Source organism: Sphingorhabdus sp. EL138, assembly GCF_945890115.1.
In the GTDB taxonomy this organism is placed as follows: Bacteria; Pseudomonadota; Alphaproteobacteria; order Sphingomonadales; family Sphingomonadaceae; genus Sphingorhabdus_B.
The window spans coordinates 1-18,305 of record NZ_CAMDCK010000027.1 but is presented as its reverse complement, the minus strand read 5'-3'; the positions used below and the strand labels follow the sequence as shown (position 1 = coordinate 18,305).

Here is an 18,305-nt window from a genome sequence, read left to right as displayed (position 1 = left end):
CAGAAGGGCACTGTTCATGCCGCAAAAACCAGCGGCAAGACCAAAAAATTCAAGGTCTACCGTTATGATCCCGATAGCGGCGAGAACCCGCGTTACGACACGTTTGAGGTGGATACCGAAAATTGCGGTCCCATGGTGCTCGACGCCCTGATCAAGATGAAGGGTGAGCAGGATTCTTCGTTGACCTTCCGTCGGTCATGCCGCGAAGGCATTTGCGGTTCGTGTTCAATGAACATCGATGGCAAGAACGGCCTTGCCTGCACGACTGCGATTGAAGACTGCAAAAGCGAAGTGACAATCACCCCGCTGCCGCATATGGAAGTCATCAAGGACCTTGTTCCTGACTTCACGCATTTTTACGCGCAATATGCGTCGATCAAACCATGGCTGCAGACGGTAACGCCCGAACCATCGGGTAAGGAGCGCCTGCAATCGCCAGAGGACCGCGCCAAGCTTGACGGGCTGTATGAGTGTATCTTGTGCGCATGTTGCTCGACCAGTTGCCCTTCTTATTGGTGGAACAGCGACAAGTTTTTAGGGCCAGCCATTTTGCTGCAAGCCTATCGTTGGTTGGCAGACAGTCGCGATGAAATGACAGGTGAACGCCTCGACGAGCTGGAAGATCCATTTCGTTTGTATCGCTGCCACACAATCATGAACTGCGCGAATGCATGTCCTAAGGGATTGAACCCAGCCAAGGCCATTGCGGAAACGAAAAAGATGGTAGCAGAACGCCACTTGTAGGCGTTTAGGTTACATCAAAAGCCTTTGACCGTTTAGGATTGCCGTTGGACAAACCAGCCTTTAACAGCAGCCCTGACCCTGATAATCCCGGGTGGCTGAAATGGCAGATGACAGATGCCAGCCGCTACAACGGTACCGTGCTTGGCAAAATGCTCGTACGGCGTGAGGGGGATAATGATGTCCGGTTACGAATGTTTCCGGAGCATCGACATACGAACCTTCAAAACTCTGTGCACGGTGGTGTCACGCTCGGGTTTATTGATGTGTCGATGTTTGCAGCTTCGCGCATGTTCGGCCTGATAGAGGCCGGTACCGCTGTAACCTTGGACCTATCGGTGCAATTCATGGGAGCAGGCGTCATTGGAAAGCCGCTTGAAGCAGAGGTTGAGCTGCTGAAGGAAACAGGCCGGTTGCTTTTTCTCCGCGGCGTCGTCACACAAAATGAAGGTCGGATTGCCGCATTTTCTGGCACCATCCGTAAACCGACAAAAAAATGATCTTATCACGCAGAGACGCTGAGGACGCAGAGTTTCCAAGCAGCCTGAACACTCCGCGTCCTCAGCGCCTCTGCGTGATCCAAAATGGCGTGGCCTATGGTTGATGTTACCGATAAATATGTCGCGCTGGTTGCCGCAAGCGAGCTAAAAGCGGACGCCGACCAAGCGAGTGCAGTCGCGGCGCTTGCCAAGGTGCAAGCTGAGCTGGAGGCGGTTCCACCGCGCGACAGCACGATTTTGCGCTTCTTGCGGCGCAAGCCTGACCCTGCCCGTGGGCTTTATCTATGGGGCGGTGTAGGGCGCGGTAAATCCATGCTGATGGACCTGTTTTTCGACAGTGTACAAATCCAGCATAAGCGCCGCGCGCATTTCCATGAATTCATGATCGACATTCATGCGCGGCTAAAGGCCGAGCGTGTGAAGGAAAATGGCGACCCCATCCCCCCCATCGTCGCAGCGCTGGCCGCCGAAGCGCGGTTGTTGTGCTTTGATGAAATGGTGGTGAACAATATGGCGGATGCGGCGATCATGTCTCGGCTCTTTTCCGGCCTGATTGCGGCGGGCGTTACCGTTGTGACCACATCGAACCGCCACCCTGATGATCTGTACAAAGATGGCCTGAACCGGCAATTGTTTTTGCCCTTTATAGCGCTGGTGAAGGAAAGTCTTGATATCATCGCGCTGGATGGCCCGACCGACTACCGACGCGATCGTTTGGGGGGAGCCAAGACATGGCTCGTTCCCAATGGCCCTGCGGCAACGGAAGCCTTGTCCGAAACCTTTTTCCGCATGACCGACTATCCACCCGAAGACCGCGCGCATGTGCCGACCTTGGAATTGGACGTTGGCGGCGGACGCATGTTGCAGGTACCCAAGGCGCTAAAGGGTGTGGCGGTATTTTCGTTTAAGCGCCTCTGTGCCGAAGCACGCGGGGCAGCAGATTATCTTGCCATCGCCCGACGTTTTCACACGGTCATCATGGTCGGCATACCCGTTTTGGGACCCCATAATCGAAATGAAGCTGCGCGTTTCGTGACGTTGATAGATGCGTTGTACGAATATCGCGTGAAGTTTCTGGCGAGCGCGGATGCGGAGCCCGACCATCTATACCCGCAAGGTGACGGGCGGTTTGAATTTGACCGCACCGTATCGCGCCTGATGGAAATGCAGTCCGAGGATTATCTGGCGGAGGGGCATGGTCCGCGCTAACATCGCGATACGAAGGAGAGAGAGATGATCGGGCACAAAACATGGTTGTTCGCTGGCTTATTGGTTATGGCCAGTGCCGCACACGCGCAGAAACTGGATCCGAAGCAGGCCGCCGAACGGGACCTGTTTGCAAAGATTGTCGAAATTCCGACGGTCGAGGGGCAACCTGCAGAATTTAAAAAGCTGACCAGCCTGTTGACCGCAGAATTCCGCAAAGCCGGAATTACAAATGTTGTCGTCAAGGATCATGACAACACACAAACATTGATTGCGCGCTGGCCAGCTGCCAAACCGTCGGGCAAAAACCCCATCTTGCTGATGGCGCACATGGATGTCGTTGCGGCCAAGGCAAGTGATTGGAAATATCCGCCGTTTCAATTCCGCGAAGAGGGTGGCTATTATTTGGGGCGCGGATCGAATGACAATAAGGCCGCGTTGACCGGCATTGTCCTAGCCTTACAATATTTGCGGGCCGAAAAATTTGCGCCGACGCGGGACATCATCGTCCTGTTCACCGGGGACGAAGAAACCGTCGGCAATGGCGCCCGGCGGGCGGCAAGTGAATGGCGCGACCTTATTGATGCCGAATATGCGTTGAATGGTGATGCAGGTGGCGGGTCGGTATTTCCAGACGGGCGCGTCGAAGGCTTCGGCATTCAGATTGCCGAAAAAACCTATGCGGATTTCCGTCTAACGGCAGTCAATCACGGCGGGCACAGCAGCGTGCCGCGTCCTGATAACGCCATCTACGCGCTCGCCTATGCCTTGACGGCGGTTGAGCGGCACCGCTTCCCCGCCATGATCAACGCCGCCACGCGAGCCAGTTACGACATGCTCGCCAAGGGCGATAGCGGCCAATATGGCGAACTGGTGCGCCGCTTCCTCGCCGACCCGCAAGACCGCGAGACTGCCGATTTACTGGAAGCGATGGACCCCGGCAGCACGCGGACACGGTGCGTTGCGACCATGCTATCGGGCGGGCATGCGCCAAATGCCTTACCACAAAAAGCAGAAGCCAATGTGAACTGCCGTATTTTTCCAAGCGTCAAAATCGAAGAGGTCCGTCAACAATTGCAGTCGCTAGCAGGGCCAGATGTAACCGTTTCCGCCGTTGAGGGATCGCAGACCCCCGAAACTGCACCATCGCCGATGCGCGATGACATACTGCAGGCTTACCAGGCCGCGGTTGCCACACGCTTCCCGAATGCGCCCGTTCTGCCGTTCCAGTCCGCTGGCGCAACCGATGGCGCATTTTTACGCGCCGCTGGTATCCCCGTTTATGGCTTTGGCGGCTTGTGGGGCATCGTTGGTCAGCGGGAAGGTGCCCATGGGTTAGATGAACGCGTCTGGGCCGAAGGCTTTCACGGCCAAGTGGCCATCTGGATGGAGATGTTGCGGCGGGTAGCTGGTACCTGACGGTTGCCCTTCCCTCCACTAAAGCTATTGCGAACTGTTATCACAAAAACCCTTTGCTTTGAGCCTTTATTGGGTTGTTATCTACAACGATTCGGCGTAACGCCGCCGCAATTCCGCTATTACAGCCTCAAGGGAAGGACAGTTTTTTCATGGCTCGCAAGAAAATTGCACTCATCGGCGCCGGTAACATCGGCGGCACCCTCGCCCATCTCGCAGCATTAAAGGGCCTTGGCGACGTCGTCCTTTTCGACGTTGTTGAAGGTGTGCCACAGGGCAAGGCGCTGGATCTGTCGCAATGCGGCCCGGTTGAAGGTTTTGACGCCACCATCACGGGCACCAATGACTATGCCGATATCGCAGGCGCTGACGTCATCATCGTCACCGCTGGCGTCGCGCGCAAGCCGGGCATGAGCCGCGATGATTTGCTTGGCATCAACCTGAAGGTGATGAAGGCGGTCGGTGAAGGCATCGCCGCCAATGCGCCAAACGCTTTTGTCATCTGCATCACCAACCCGCTCGACGCGATGGTTTGGGCGTTGCGGGAGTTTTCAGGCCTGCCGCATCATATGGTGGTTGGCATGGCAGGCGTTTTGGACTCGGCACGCTTTAGCCATTTCCTCGCGGATGAATTCAAGGTATCGGTGAAAGACGTGACCAGCTTCGTTCTAGGTGGCCATGGCGACACAATGGTGCCTGTCATTCAATATTCTACCGTTTCCGGCATTCCGGTGCCTGACCTGATCGCGATGGGCATGTCCACGCAAGAACGCATCGACGCGATTGTCCAACGCACGCGCAGCGGCGGCGGGGAAATCGTCGCTTTGCTAAAGACTGGTTCTGCTTATTACGCGCCCGCAACCAGCGGCATCGCAATGGCCGAAGCCTATCTTTACGATCAAAAACGCGTCCTTCCCGCAGCGGTCCACCTAACTGGCCAATATGGCGTCGACAATCTCTATGTCGGCGTTCCAGTGATGATCGGCGCAGGCGGCGTCGAGAAGGTTGTCGAAATTGCGCTGGACGACGAAGCGAAGGGCAACCTCGCCGTGAGCGTCGATGCCGTCAAAGAACTTCTGGTGGCGTGCAAGGCCATCGACCCTTCGCTGAACTAAGCGCAACCCAAAAATTTCAGGAGACGTTTGTGAGCATCCTCGTCAATAAACACACCAAGATCATCACGCAGGGCATGACCGGCGCGACGGGTACATTCCATACCGAACAGGCGCTGGCTTATGGCTCGCAAATGGTTGGCGGTGTCACCCCCGGCAAGGGCGGAACGACGCATATCGGTCTGCCAATGTTCGACACTGTGCTTGAGGCCAAGCAAGTGACCGGCGCAGATGCGTCGGTCGTATATGTGCCACCTCCGTTTGCTGCGGACTCAATCCTTGAAGCCATTGACGCAGAAATTGCTTTGATCGTCTGTATCACCGAAGGCATTCCAGTGCTCGACATGGTAAAGGTAAAGCGCGCGCTTTCGGGTTCGAAGTCGCGTCTGATTGGTCCCAACTGCCCCGGCGTTTTGACACCGAACGAATGCAAGATCGGCATCATGCCCGGCAGCATTTTTTCGGCAGGATCTGTCGGCGTTGTGTCGCGGTCTGGTACCTTGACCTATGAAGCGGTGTTTCAGACCACTGCCGAAGGCCTTGGCCAGACGACTGCGGTCGGCATTGGCGGCGATCCGGTTAACGGCACAAACTTCATTGATTGCCTTGAGCTGTTCTTGGCCGACGAGGCCACCAAGTCGATCATCATGATCGGTGAAATCGGCGGCAGCGCAGAAGAAGAAGCCGCGCAGTTCCTGATCGACGAAGCCAAAAAGGGCCGTAAAAAGCCAATGGCTGGTTTCATCGCCGGACGCACTGCGCCTCCAGGCCGCCGTATGGGTCATGCAGGCGCCATCGTGTCGGGCGGCAAGGGCGATGCCGAGAGCAAGATCGCAGCGATGGAGGCCGCAGGCATCCGCGTATCGCCATCGCCATCCTTGCTCGGCAAGACATTGGTTGAGGTGTTGAAGGGTTAAGCATTAACTCCTCCCCGGCACGGGGAGGGGGACCATGCGCAGCATGGTGGTGGGGCACCCGCCAAATAGCGAGAGCTTGAACGCACATGCCCCTCCGTCAGTCCTGCGGACTGCCACCTCCCCGGTTCGGGGAGGATTTGGAGAAGAAAAATGGGCGTAGAAAACCAGGATTTCGAAATAGAGCGCGGGCCGAGCTGGGAGCGCGCCAACTGGCCATTGTCGGCGACAGACGATTTGACCGCGTCGCTTGACCCCACCCAGATGACAATCGAGGTGAAGGCTGCAGCAAAGGCCGCTGGCAAGCCGATGGCAGAGGCCGACGCCGTTGCTGCGGCGAGCGATTCTATTCGCGCGATGATGCTGGTGCGCACATATCGGGTGCGCGGGCATTTAGCCGCCAATCTGGATCCGCTGGGTCTGTCAAAGCAGGATATCCCTGCTGACCTGACGCCCGAATATCATGGTTTTTCAGGCGCAGACTTGGATAAACGCGTCTATGTTGGCGGCACGCTTGGGCTTGAATGGACTACGGTCCGCGAGCTCGTCGATACGCTGCGCGCCAATTATTGCGGGCCGGTCGGCCTTGAATATATGCATATCTCCGACGTCGAAGAGCGCCGGTTCCTGCAGGAGCGGATGGAAGGCAAGGACGCCGCTATCCAGTTCACGCCCGAAGGCAAGAAAGCCATTCTCGGCAAGGTTATCGAAGCCGAGCAGTATGAGAAAGTCCTTGGCCGCAAATATGTCGGCACCAAGCGTTTCGGTCTTGATGGCGGCGAATCGATGATCCCAGCGCTGGAAGCAGTGATCAAATATGGCGGCCAGCTTGGCGTGCGTGAAATCGTATACGGTATGCCGCATCGTGGCCGCTTGAACGTGCTCGCCAATGTGTTGGCAAAGCCCTATCGCATCATTTTTCACGAATTTTCGGGCGGCAGCGCCAATCCCGATGATGTCGGCGGCTCGGGCGATGTGAAATACCATCTTGGCACCAGCACCGACCGCGAATTTGACGGTATCAAGGTGCATATGAGCCTTGTGCCGAACCCGTCGCACCTTGAGGCCGTAAACCCCGTCGTCTTGGGCAAAGTGCGCGCCAACCAGACGGCGCGCGATGACTTGGGCAAGCATGAGCAAGTGTTGCCCGTGCTGCTACATGGCGATGCTGCCTTTGCTGGGCAGGGCATTGTTTGGGAATGCCTCGGCTTCTCCGGCATCCGTGGGTATAATACGGGTGGTTGCTTGCACTTCATCGTGAACAACCAGGTCGGTTTTACCACAAGCCCACAATATGCGCGATCATCTCCTTATCCGTCCGATGTTGCCAAGGGCGTTCAGGCGCCAATTTTCCACGTCAATGGCGACGATCCCGAAGCGGTGACGTTCGCGTGCAAGATCGCGATTGAGTTTCGCCAGACGTTCCACCGCGACATCGTCATCGACATGTGGTGCTACCGCCGCTTTGGCCATAATGAAGGCGATGAGCCCGGTTTCACGCAGCCATTGATGTACAAAGTCATCAAGAACCATCCGGCCGTAAGTGCTCTTTACGCACAGCGCCTTCAAGCCGAGGGCGTGATCGACGCCAATTGGTCAAATGAACACGCGATGCGCTTTGTCCAAGCGCTTGAGCAGGAATTTGCCAGTGCAGCAGACTATAAAGCGAACGCTGCCGATTGGTTCGGTGGCCGCTGGTCTGGCCTATCCAAGCCCGCTGATCCCGAAACGGCTCGGCGTAACGTGCCAACGGGCATGACACGCAAATTGTTCGACAGTCTTGGTCGCACGCTTACCACTTTACCCGAGGGCCACAACATCCACCCGACATTGAACCGGGTGTTGGATGCCAAGAAAACGATGTTCACCTCTGGCGAAAATTTCGATTGGGCAACGGGCGAAGCGCTTGCATTCGGGTCCCTGCTTACCGAAGGTTATGGCGTGCGTTTGTCGGGCCAGGATTCAGGCCGGGGCACCTTTAGCCAGCGGCACGGTGTTTGGGTCGATCAGACAACCGAAGAAAAATATGTGCCGCTTTCGACGTTACCCCATGGGCGCTTTGAAATTCTCGACAGCCCCTTGTCGGAATTTGGCGTGTTGGGCTTCGAATATGGCTATGCCGGCGCGGAGCCGAAAACTTTGGTTCTTTGGGAAGCACAGTTTGGCGATTTCGTGAATGGCGCACAGACGATGATCGACCAATTTATTGCGTCGGGTGAAGCCAAATGGCTGCGTGCCAATGGTCTGGTGATGCTGTTGCCGCATGGATATGAAGGCCAAGGCCCAGAGCATAGCTCCGCGCGGTTGGAACGCTTCCTGCAATTATGTGCGGAGGACAATATTCAGGTTGCCAATTGCACCACGCCAGCCAATTATTTCCACTTGCTGCGCCGTCAAATGGTACGGCCATTTCGCAAGCCGCTTGTCGTCATGACGCCAAAGTCGCTTTTGCGGCATAAGCTCGCGGTTTCCAAGGCTGAGGATTTCCAAGGCGAAAGCCACTTCATGCGGATCTTGTCCGATACGAATGCGCCTGCTGACACGGACGTGAAGCGACTGATATTATGCTCTGGCAAGGTCGCCTATGACCTCATGGAAGCTCGCGACGCAGCGGGTGACAAAAATAGCAGCATTGTGCGTATTGAGCAGTTATATCCGTTTCCGACAGAGCCGTTGATCGTGCGTCTAAAGCGTATGACCAATTTGGAAGAACTGGTCTGGGCGCAGGAAGAGCCGCGCAACGCCGGAAGTTGGTCATTCGTTGACCCTTATTTGGAAGAATGCCTTGCCGAAGCCAATGTTGGCCCGACCCGCGCACGTTACGCCGGACGCAGGGCCGCAGCCGCGACGGCGACCGGTCTTGCAAAGCGCCATCAGGCCGAGCAGGCCGCATTGGTTGCCGAGGCGTTAGGCCAAAATGTCCGCGAAGAAATCCGCCGCCAGCGTTCAGGCAGCAAAAAACCAATCACCCCTACATCCTCGTGAGGATTAGATTATGAGCACTGAAGTTAAAGTCCCCGTATTGGGTGAGTCGATCACAGAAGCGACACTTGGTCAATGGTTGAAAAAGCCGGGCGAAGCGGTGGCTATCGACGAACCGATCGCCAGCCTTGAAACTGACAAGGTTGCGGTCGAAGTGCCGTCGCCTGTTGCAGGCATCATGGGCGCTTATGCCGTCGAAGAAGGCGCGACCGTCAATGTAGGTGCAGTCATCGGCTCCATCGATGCAGGAACCAGTTCGAGCGCGCCTGTTGCCGCCCCTGCCCCCATTATGGCTGTAGCGGCGACCGCGCCTGCGGTGACAACCATCGCTGCGCCTGCCGCTGAAGCAGAAAATAGCGACCTACCGCTTTCGCCCGCTGTGCGCCGCCTTGTGTTGGAACTTGGCATTGACCCAAGCAAGATCAAGGGCACGGGCAAAGACGGTCGCCTGACAAAGGAAGATGTTGTGGCCGCGGCCAAGGGCGTGCCTACGCCATCTGCCGACGCCACCTTCACTGCTGCGCCAACAACCCAAACAACAAGCGCGCGTCAGGAAGAGCGCGTGAAGATGACGCGCCTGCGTCAGACCATCGCCAAGCGTCTGAAGTCCGCGCAAGACACCGCTGCCTTGCTAACGACGTTCAACGATGTCGACATGTCAGCCGTGATGGAAGCGCGTGTGACCTACAAAGATCTTTTTGAAAAGAAGCATGGAGTCCGCTTGGGCTTCATGGGCTTTTTCACCAAAGCCGTCGCCTTGGCCGCACGCGATGTGCCGTCCGTAAATGCGAAGATTGAAGGCGATGAAATCGTCTATCACAATTACCTTGATGTGTCGGTTGCTGTCAGCGCACCCAACGGCCTTGTGGTGCCTGTCGTGCGCAATGCGGACGCCATGAGCTTCGCGCAAATTGAAAAGGCCATCGGCGACTTTGGCGCAAAGGCGAAGGCAGGTACCTTGACGATGGATGACATGTCCGGTGGCACCTTCACCATTTCAAATGGCGGGGTGTTCGGCAGCCTGATGTCGACTCCCATCATCAACCCACCGCAATCGGCAGTGCTTGGCCTGCACCGTATTGAAGACCGCGCCGTTGTCCGCGATGGACAGGTTGTGGTGCGCCCGATGATGTATTTGGCGTTAAGCTATGACCATCGCCTCATCGACGGTCGTGAAGCTGTTACCTTCCTAAAGATCGTCAAAGAGGCGATTGAAGACCCGACCCGGTTGTTGATCGACCTTTAAGGAGCCTAAGCCATGGCAGAACATGATTACGACCTGATCGTTATTGGCGCAGGTCCTGGTGGCTATGTTGCCGCAATCCGCGCTGCGCAATTGGGGCTGAAGACAGCATGCGTAGAAAGCCGCGAGACATTGGGTGGCACTTGCCTGAACGTGGGTTGCATACCATCCAAGGCGTTGCTGCATGCATCCGAAATGTTTCATGAGGCGCAATCAGGTTCGCTGGCGAAATTCGGTATCGATTTTACGGGCGTATCGCTTAACCTCGACCAAATGCATGCCGAAAAGGCGAAGGCGGTTGGCGAGCTGACTGGCGGTATCGAATTTCTGTTTAAGAAGAACAAGGTCGATTGGCTGAAGGGCCATGCGGCATTTACCTCCGCCAACAGCTTGGATGTTGCCGGTAAAAGCTACACCGCAAAAAATATCATGATCGCAACAGGTTCCTCGGTCACGCCATTGCCCGGTGTCGAGATTGACCAGAAGCTTATCGTCGATTCCACTGGCGCGCTTGCCCTGCCAAAGGTTCCAAAACATTTGGTGGTCATTGGCGGTGGGGTTATTGGCCTTGAGCTTGGCAGCGTATGGCTGCGCCTTGGCGCACAAGTCACTGTCGTTGAATATCTCGACCAAATTTTGCCCGGCATGGACAGCGAAGTCCGCAAGGAAGCCGCAAAGATTTTCAAGAAGCAAGGCTTCAATATCCGCACGGGTACAAAGGTCACGGGCGCAACCGTTAAGGGCGGAACGGCAACGCTCACCGTTGAACCCGCTGCGGGCGGCGCTAGCGAAACAATCGAAGCGGATTGTGTCCTTGTCGCCATTGGTCGCCGCGCGAACACCGATGGTCTTGCGTTGGACAAGGCAGGTCTTACCGTTAACGCGCGTGGTCAAATTGAGATAGGGCATGATTTCCAGACACATGTTCTCGGCATCTATGCCGTGGGCGATGTTTGCCCTGGCCCTATGCTTGCGCACAAAGCAGAGGATGAAGGTATTGCGGCGGCAGAATTTGTCGCCGGTCTGACCGGAATCGTCAACCATGACGTCATTCCAGGGGTGGTCTATACCTATCCTGAAATCGCTAGCGTTGGGTTGACCGAAGAAGAAGCCAAGGAAAAAGCGGCTGCGTCAGGTGGTGAAATCAAGGTCGGTAAATTCCCAATGATGGCCAATAGCCGGGCCAAGACCAACCGCGACACCGACGGTTTTGTGAAGGTCATTGCCGACGCAAAAACCGACCGTGTTTTGGGCGTCCACATCATTGCGTCGATTGCTGGAGCCATGATTGCCGAAGCCTGCACTGCGATGGAATTTGGCGCAACATCCGAAGATATTGCTTATACCTGCCATGCCCACCCGACCCATGCCGAAGCATTGAAGGAAGCGGCGATGGCGGTGACGGGCAAGCCGATCCATATGTAATGGTGACGCAAGCGGCCCAAATTGCGCCGTCCATGATTTCATGGCTGGACCTATTTGGTATCGCTGTTTTTGCGGCATCTGGTGCGCTGGCCGCAGCGCATCGGCAACAGACGTTGGTTACTTTTTCATTCTTCGCACTCATTACGGGCGTGGGCGGGGGAACCGTGCGCGACTTGTTAATAGGCGCGCCGGTATTTTGGGTACAGGATTGGCGCTTTGCCGCCACCTGTCTCATCACCGCAGGGCTAGTCTGGATCACTCCGCGCACTGTCTGGAACGACCGCGCGCTCGACTGGTTCGACGCTGTTGGTATCGCGATTTACGCAGTATTTGGCACTTGGAAATCGCTCACTCTTGGGGTGCCTTTATTGCCCGCAATGATGATGGGCGTCATCACCGCTTGTGTTGGCGGCATCATCCGCGATGTCTTGGCGGGTGAGCCTTCCATTCTGCTTAAACCTGAAATTTACGTGACGGCGGCGGCGCTTGCCTCGGGCCTTTTTGGACTGTTAATGTATTTCGGCCTATCAGTATTACCAGCCGCCGGGATTAGCGCGCTAGCAGGCTTTGCCTTACGCGCCATGGCCATTTGGAAGGGCTGGGCCATCCCCGCCTATCGCGGATGATTAACGCAGGCGGTTAGCAAATAGGCGTTTAAGATTGGTTATTTTCGGCTTATCCCATTGAACAATATAGGGATGCCGCGGGTTCTTCGCCATGAAGTCCTGGTGATAGGTTTCGGCAGGAAAGAAGCTGAAGGGTTCAAGCTTTGTAGCAATAGGCTTCTTCCAATAAGCCGCCTTATCCAATTGCGCGATATAGGCGCTTGCCGCATTTCGCTGGGCTGCATTGGCGGGGAAAATGGCCGTACGATATTGGGTGCCACGGTCGGGCCCCTGGCGATTCAATTGCGTCGGGTCATGCGCCACCGAAAAGAATATGTGCAGCAAATCATTATAGCTAACGCGCGCCGGGTCATAATAAATCCGTACCGACTCCGCGTGCTTCGTCTGCCCTGCACTAACAAGATCATAATCAGCCGTTGCCTTTGTGTCGCCTGAATAGCCAGACTCGACGCGGGTCACGCCCTTCACACGTTCAAATACAGCCTCAATGCCCCAAAAGCAGCCACCAGCAAACACCGCCACTTGCTGCGCCTTTGGTTCCGTGATGCGTATGGCAGGCGCGGATATCGCAATACCCTCAGTCGCATGGGCGCTACCGATTGGCGCGCCGATGTTCGATCCGCATGCGGTGGCCAAGCCTAACAATAACCCAATGTTCAGCATATGAAAAATGCGCTTAGGCGATTTACGACCCTTTTTCATGATGCGCCTAAGAGGCTCAGGGCCAAGTCCGACCGCAGAAAGTTCAAAATGCCGTCCATCTTTTATCTCTCTTTTCGGGTGCCCAATTTACAAGCCGCAGCAGCCACGCACGAGAACTCCCAAAAGTTTCAAGCAGAGGCGGGATGAAGCGCAGCTTAACGCGTTCCATCTCCCTTATTTGGCATGCTTAGGTCAGGGCGGCGCAGGCCGCTTGAATACGCAGGCATGCTTCCTTCAAAATATCCGCTGATGTGGCATAAGAAATCCGGAAACCCGGCGATAAACCAAAGGCCCCGCCATGCACCGCGGCAACGCGATATTCGTCGAGAAAATAATCGATGAGATCGGCGTCTGTTTGAATGATTTTGCCTTGGGGCGTTTTCTTACCCATCACGCCCGATGCGTCTGGATAGACGTAGAAGGCACCCTCGGGCGTGGGGCAGCTTAGCCCTGGTGCATCGTTCAACATCGCCACCACAAGGTCCCTACGTTCGCGGAAGGCCGTGTTCCGTTCGCGCAGGAAATCTTGCGGACCGTTCAACGCCGCCAACACTGCATATTGGCTGATCGAGCAAGGGTTGCTGGTCGACTGCGACTGCAAATCGGCCATGGCTTTAATGAGCCACGCCGGACCGCCGGCATAGCCAATCCGCCAACCCGTCATCGCATAAGATTTGGATGCACCGTTCATGGTCAGCGTGCGGTCGTACAAGTCTGGACAGACTTGGAGCATCGTCGCAAACGGCTTGGGCGCGTACCAGATATGCTCGTACATATCGTCGGACAGCAGCATGACATGTGGATGTTTCAGCAGCACTTCACCAAGCGCTTTAAGTTCCTCCGCGTCATACGCCGCACCGGTCGGGTTCGATGGCGAATTCAAGATCAGCCAACGCGTTTTTGGCGTGATGGCGGCATCAAGCTGCTCCGGCGTGATTTTATAATTTTGCGCCGCTGTGGCCATGATGATGATGGGTGTGCCGCCCGCAAATTGCACAATGTCGGGATAGCTCACCCAATATGGCGCGGGGATGATGACCTCATCGCCGACATCAATGGTGGCGACAAGCGCGTTGAACAAAGTGTGCTTACCGCCAGAATTTACAGTGATCTGCTTTGGCGTATACTCGATATTGTTGTCGCGCTTGAACTTGGCGATGATCGCTTGCTTAAGCGGCGCGATGCCGTCGACGGCAGTATATTTCGTCATGCCGTCACGGATCGCCTGAATGGCAGCATCCTTGACGAAGTCTGGCGTGTCGAAATCAGGCTCTCCCGCAGACAGTCCGATGACATCAATGCCTTGCGATTTCAGGTCAATGACGCGGCCTGACATGGCAAGTGTCGCAGAGGGAGCAATCCGCCCGAGGGCAGCCGACAGATGGTCAATCATCATCATACTTTCGCGGAGTTATTGAACTGAAATTGCGTGTCTGCCCCTAATGGCTCATCAAAAGTTACGCAACCCTGTTGGCTCTAATCAATCCGCGCACGCTGTTGCCGACCCAAAAGCCATCAGACAAATCTTCTATTCTCAGATCGGCTTCGAACGCTTTTCCCGACGTAAGCAGTTCACGACGCAATATGGAGGGCAGCAATCCGGTTTCCAGGCGCGGGGTCAATAACTTGCCATCGCGCGCGACAAAGACAGCGGTGATGCTGCCTTCGGTAAGTAAGCCGTCGCTGCCCACAAAAACTACTTCATCGCAATCCGGCCTTGATCTGCGAGCTTCATCGTAAAAGCCCCGGTCGGAAATTTTATGCCGCAGCCGAAAATCACCTGCATCGACGGGTAATGGCATCACACCAACCCGCCACTCGGTTACATCTTCCAGCGGCCAAATCTCAACTGCCTGCGCGCCATGCCGCGATACCATCAGGCGTATTTTTGAGAGACGCTCGAGGTGGAAAATACTGGCATGCAAGCGGTTGCGCAGTTCGTGCCGGTCAAATTCAAAACCAAAGGCCGCCGCACTGGATTTCATCCGTTCAAGATGATCCTCCAACCGCAAGATACCCGTCATGGGTTCAAACCGCATCGTTTCGATAAGGTCAAAACCGTGATTTTCCACTTTGGCGAAATCCCCCTTAGCCAAACACTCGGCCCATTCATCTGCTTCGATGGAATCAGCCACCACGCCAGATCCCAAGCCAAGCGAGAGGGACTTTGTTTCTTCACACACCGTAAATGTGCGGATAGCAACGTTGAATGCCGCGTCGCCATTGTCATCTATCCGGCCGATAGAGCCGCAATATATGCCTCGTGGCGAAGCTTCGACCTCTTCGACCACTTGCATGGCGCGGATTTTTGGTGCCCCGGTGATGGAGCCGCAGGGAAACAATGCCTGTATGACGTCAATGGCATCCTGCCCCTCGGCTAGCACGCCGGTGACCGTGGAGGTCATCTGGTGCACCGTGGGATAGCTTTCAACATGGAAAAGCTCCGGCACCTTGACGCTGCCGGCCGAGCAGACGCGCGATAAGTCATTTCGCAACAGATCGACAATCATCAGATTTTCGGCCCGTTGCTTTGGGTCCATCCGCAAATGCGCGGCGGCCTTTGCGTCTGCGACCGGATCGCTCAGCCGCTGCGCCGTCCCCTTCATGGGCTTTGTTGTTATCCTTTGGTCTTTCAACGCAAAAAAGAGCTCTGGAGAAAAAGACAGATAATGCGTGTGTCCAGTCCAGATTACGCCTCCATACCCAGCGCGGGCACGGGCGCGCAACGCGGCGTATAAAGCCAAGGGATCACCAGTGTAATCAGCCGTCAGCGGGAATGTTAGATTGGCCTGATAGATATCCCCAGCACGGATATACTCCTGCACCTTGGCAAAGGCTTGGCTATAGTCATCGCGCGATATGCGCGGACGCAGTTCAGACAACCACATGCCAACGGGGTCGGGCAACAGTGATGGCACGGCGTCTGCCGATATAGGTTTGAAATCATTGAATAATCCAAACCACGCCAACAATCCGGATGGCGCAGGCATCAGGTTAGGCATGAGATGCGCGCCAGCCTCATAGCCGAAAAATCCGGCTGCATGCAGGCCATCTTTTCGCGCTTGCCGAAGCGTGTCCAGTAAAGCGCTTAGCCCGTCAGCATCATAAGCTGTCAGGACTTCGACCGGATTTATATACAGCCGCGCCGGTGATGCACCGTGCGTCCGTGCATCATCGAGCAGTACAAAAGGCCCCTCCGCAGGGGTCATGCGATACGGGTATTTGGAGCGGGTGAGGGGAATCGAACCCCCGTATTCAGCTTGGGAAGCTGCTGCTCTACCATTGAGCTACACCCGCGCAACATTCGGTATTTTATCCTGTCGGATAGGATTTTGCCAATGCCCAAAATCCTAGCCTTTCAAGCGCTCAGCATGCCAAGTAAGATGCTCACCCATGAAGGTTGAGATGAAATAATAGCTATGGTCATATCCTGGCTGCATACGGATGGTCGCTGGCTGGCCTACCGCTGCGCACTGTTCGGTAAGCAAATGCGTCTTGAGCTGTGCCTCCAAGAAATTGTCGGCGCTGCCTTGGTCAACCAAAAGGTCAGGCAGGCGCGCACCGTCCGCGATCAACGCAACGCTGTCATATGCGCGCCACTGCGCACGGTCCTGCCCGATATAACCGCCCAGCGCCTTTTCACCCCAAGGGCAGTTTAAAGGCGACACGATCGGCGCGAGCGCGGATGTAGAACGGAACCGCTTTGGGTTCCGCAGACTGATGGTCAACGCGCCATGTCCGCCCATCGAATGCCCCATAATCGCTTGCCTCTGCATATCGGCGGGAAAATGTGCCGCAATGATGGCGGGCAGTTCATTTTCGATATAATCTTGCATCCGGTAATGCTGGTCGAATGGCGCTTGCGTCGCGTTCACGTAAAAGCCCGCGCCAAGACCGAAATCATAAGCGGCTTCGGCATCGTCAGGGACACCGTCACCTCGGGGGCTGGTGTCCGGCGCGATGAAGATCAAACCCAGTTCGGCACATGCCCGGCGAAACTCGCCTTTTTCGGTCACATTAGCATGGGTGCAGGTTAGGCCCGACAGAAACCAGACGATTGGAAGCTTTTCGCCCTCTTTATGTGGAGGGACATAGACCGAAAAGGTCATGTCGGTACCAGTGGCCGCCGATGCGTGGCGATACACGCCTTGAACGCCGCCAAAAGCAATGTTGGTGGACACAGTTTCTATGGTCATGCGGGCTCCAATGTCGGGATAGATTTTATGAGAGGGGGATGACGCCAAAAGGTCAGCGCCCGAACAAGGTCATCGAGCGAAAGCCCAAGGGTCGCATTATTGCGCAGCGGGTGGCAATTGATAAGTTCTGCGGCCATCAACGATTCATCTAGGACGAACCGCACGACGCCAGCGGAATCATTGATCGCGGCCAATGCCGTGACCGATCCCGGCGTGATGCCCAGCAAGCGCTCCATATCTTCCGCCTTGCCAAAGCTGACGCGGCCGCAGCCAATTGCCGCAGGCAACGCCTTTAGGTCAACGCGGGCATCTGCTGGAACGGTCACGAGATAATAATCTCCAGCTTTGTCCTTGAGGAACAGATTCTTGGTATGCGCACCGGGGATGGCATCATTATGCGCGCTACTTTCGGCCACGGTAAACACCGCTGGGTGTTCGTGGACTGTATAGGCGACGCCGAGCGCAGCTAGGTCATTATAAAGCTGCGCTTCGGCATCGGTCATAGCTTGAATCTTATCAGTCCGTGACGCGGTGCAAGGCGCACAGCTTGTTGCCATCGGGGTCGCGCAAATAAGCGAGATACATTTTCATGCCGCCGCCTTCGCGAATGCCGGGCGCATCTTCAATTGCCACGCCGCCATTGTCGACGCCCGCCTGATGCCATGCATTCGCGTGCTCCGGGGACATAGCAAAACCAACCGTGGAGCCATTGCCATGCGTTGCGGGATTGCCGTCGATTGGCGGTGTGACAAGAAACATCGATCCATTGTGCATGTAGATCAAACGGCCCTTAGGGTCTTCGAACCCTGGCTTTCCGCCCATGGCGGCAAAGGTTGCGTCGTAGAATTTCTTTGAACGGGCAATATCGTTACTGCCGACCATCATGTGACTAAACATATTCGTCTCTCCCTTGGATTAAAACACCACTACGCTGCGGATGCTTGTTCCCGCATGCATTAATTCGAACGCCTTGTTGATCTCTTCCAGACCCATGACATGCGTGATCATGGGGTCAATCTCGATCTTGCCGGTCATATACATGTCGACAATCTTGGGCACATCGGTGCGGCCCTTGGCCCCGCCAAAGGCTGTACCGCGCCAGTTACGGCCCGTCACCAACTGGAACGGACGCGTCGCGATTTCCTTGCCCGCCTCGGCCACACCAATGATGATGCTGGTGCCCCAACCGCGATGGCAGGCCTCCAACGCGGTGCGCATCACCTCGGTATTACCCGTGGCATC

Annotated in this window: 16 protein-coding genes, 1 tRNA gene and 1 pseudogene; 10 read left to right on the top strand and 8 right to left on the bottom strand. The window is 55.9% G+C overall.

What is annotated here, in order from left to right; translation table 11 throughout:
* The 10 genes from Q0O07_RS10760 to Q0O07_RS10715 all read left to right on the top strand — a co-directional run.
* On the top strand, nt 1–744 hold a 744-nt coding region (locus Q0O07_RS10760), incomplete at its 5' end, for a succinate dehydrogenase iron-sulfur subunit (RefSeq protein WP_295493495.1).
* 44 nt (nt 745–788) lie between these two features.
* A complete protein-coding gene (locus Q0O07_RS10755) occupies nt 789–1,241 on the top strand; it encodes a PaaI family thioesterase (protein ID WP_295493493.1) in 453 nt (150 codons plus the stop codon).
* Between the two features lie 96 nt (nt 1,242–1,337).
* Entirely contained in the window at nt 1,338–2,450 is a 1,113-nt protein-coding gene (gene zapE, locus Q0O07_RS10750; protein ID WP_295493490.1) for a cell division protein ZapE, read from the top strand.
* Between the two features lie 24 nt (nt 2,451–2,474).
* Nucleotides 2,475–3,866 carry a M20/M25/M40 family metallo-hydrolase gene (locus Q0O07_RS10745; RefSeq protein WP_295493487.1) on the top strand — a complete coding sequence of 464 codons (1,392 nt, stop codon included), beginning with the start codon at nt 2,475–2,477 and terminating at the stop codon, nt 3,864–3,866.
* A gap of 149 nt (nt 3,867–4,015) precedes the next feature.
* Nucleotides 4,016–4,978 carry a malate dehydrogenase gene (gene mdh / locus Q0O07_RS10740; protein ID WP_295493484.1) on the top strand — a complete coding sequence of 321 codons (963 nt, stop codon included), beginning with the start codon at nt 4,016–4,018 and terminating at the stop codon, nt 4,976–4,978.
* Nucleotides 4,979–5,007: 29 nt separating this feature from the next.
* Complete coding sequence (gene sucD, locus Q0O07_RS10735; RefSeq protein ID WP_295493482.1) at nt 5,008–5,892, top strand: succinate--CoA ligase subunit alpha; 885 nt, start codon at nt 5,008–5,010, stop codon at nt 5,890–5,892.
* Between the two features lie 150 nt (nt 5,893–6,042).
* Nucleotides 6,043–8,874 carry a 2-oxoglutarate dehydrogenase E1 component gene (locus Q0O07_RS10730; RefSeq protein WP_295493480.1) on the top strand — a complete coding sequence of 944 codons (2,832 nt, stop codon included), beginning with the start codon at nt 6,043–6,045 and terminating at the stop codon, nt 8,872–8,874.
* 10 nt (nt 8,875–8,884) lie between these two features.
* Nucleotides 8,885–10,117: a 2-oxoglutarate dehydrogenase complex dihydrolipoyllysine-residue succinyltransferase gene (gene odhB, locus Q0O07_RS10725; protein ID WP_295493479.1), complete on the top strand. Its 1,233-nt coding sequence runs from the start codon at nt 8,885–8,887 to the stop codon at nt 10,115–10,117.
* A 12-nt stretch (nt 10,118–10,129) separates the two neighbouring features.
* Entirely contained in the window at nt 10,130–11,539 is a 1,410-nt protein-coding gene (gene lpdA, locus Q0O07_RS10720) for a dihydrolipoyl dehydrogenase (RefSeq protein ID WP_295493477.1), read from the top strand.
* A 32-nt stretch (nt 11,540–11,571) separates the two neighbouring features.
* Nucleotides 11,572–12,165: a trimeric intracellular cation channel family protein gene (locus tag Q0O07_RS10715; protein WP_295493501.1), complete on the top strand. Its 594-nt coding sequence runs from the start codon at nt 11,572–11,574 to the stop codon at nt 12,163–12,165.
* On the opposite strand, the gene msrA is transcribed toward Q0O07_RS10715, so the two are convergent.
* The 8 genes and pseudogenes from msrA to Q0O07_RS10675 all read right to left on the bottom strand — a co-directional run.
* A complete protein-coding gene (gene msrA, locus Q0O07_RS10710; RefSeq protein ID WP_295493462.1) occupies nt 12,166–12,867 on the bottom strand; it encodes a peptide-methionine (S)-S-oxide reductase MsrA in 702 nt (233 codons plus the stop codon).
* Nucleotides 12,868–13,054: 187 nt separating this feature from the next.
* Nucleotides 13,055–14,257 carry a pyridoxal phosphate-dependent aminotransferase gene (locus Q0O07_RS10705; RefSeq protein WP_295493498.1) on the bottom strand — a complete coding sequence of 401 codons (1,203 nt, stop codon included), beginning with the start codon at nt 14,255–14,257 and terminating at the stop codon, nt 13,055–13,057.
* Between the two features lie 67 nt (nt 14,258–14,324).
* Nucleotides 14,325–16,076 (bottom strand): aminodeoxychorismate synthase component I, encoded by a 1,752-nt coding sequence (gene pabB / locus Q0O07_RS10700; RefSeq protein ID WP_295493460.1) that lies wholly within the window; start codon nt 16,074–16,076, stop codon nt 14,325–14,327.
* Between the two features lie 14 nt (nt 16,077–16,090).
* A tRNA-Gly gene (locus Q0O07_RS10695) sits at nt 16,091–16,164 on the bottom strand.
* A gap of 53 nt (nt 16,165–16,217) precedes the next feature.
* A complete protein-coding gene (gene fghA / locus Q0O07_RS10690; RefSeq protein ID WP_295493456.1) occupies nt 16,218–17,063 on the bottom strand; it encodes an S-formylglutathione hydrolase in 846 nt (281 codons plus the stop codon).
* Entirely contained in the window at nt 17,060–17,566 is a 507-nt protein-coding gene (locus Q0O07_RS10685; RefSeq protein WP_295493453.1) for a prolyl-tRNA synthetase associated domain-containing protein, read from the bottom strand. Before Q0O07_RS10685 ends, fghA begins: the two co-directional genes overlap by 4 nt.
* Nucleotides 17,567–17,579: 13 nt before the next feature.
* Complete coding sequence (locus Q0O07_RS10680; RefSeq protein ID WP_295493450.1) at nt 17,580–17,960, bottom strand: VOC family protein; 381 nt, start codon at nt 17,958–17,960, stop codon at nt 17,580–17,582.
* Nucleotides 17,961–17,978: 18 nt separating this feature from the next.
* Nucleotides 17,979–18,305: pseudogene (locus Q0O07_RS10675) on the bottom strand (S-(hydroxymethyl)glutathione dehydrogenase); the annotation flags it as partial.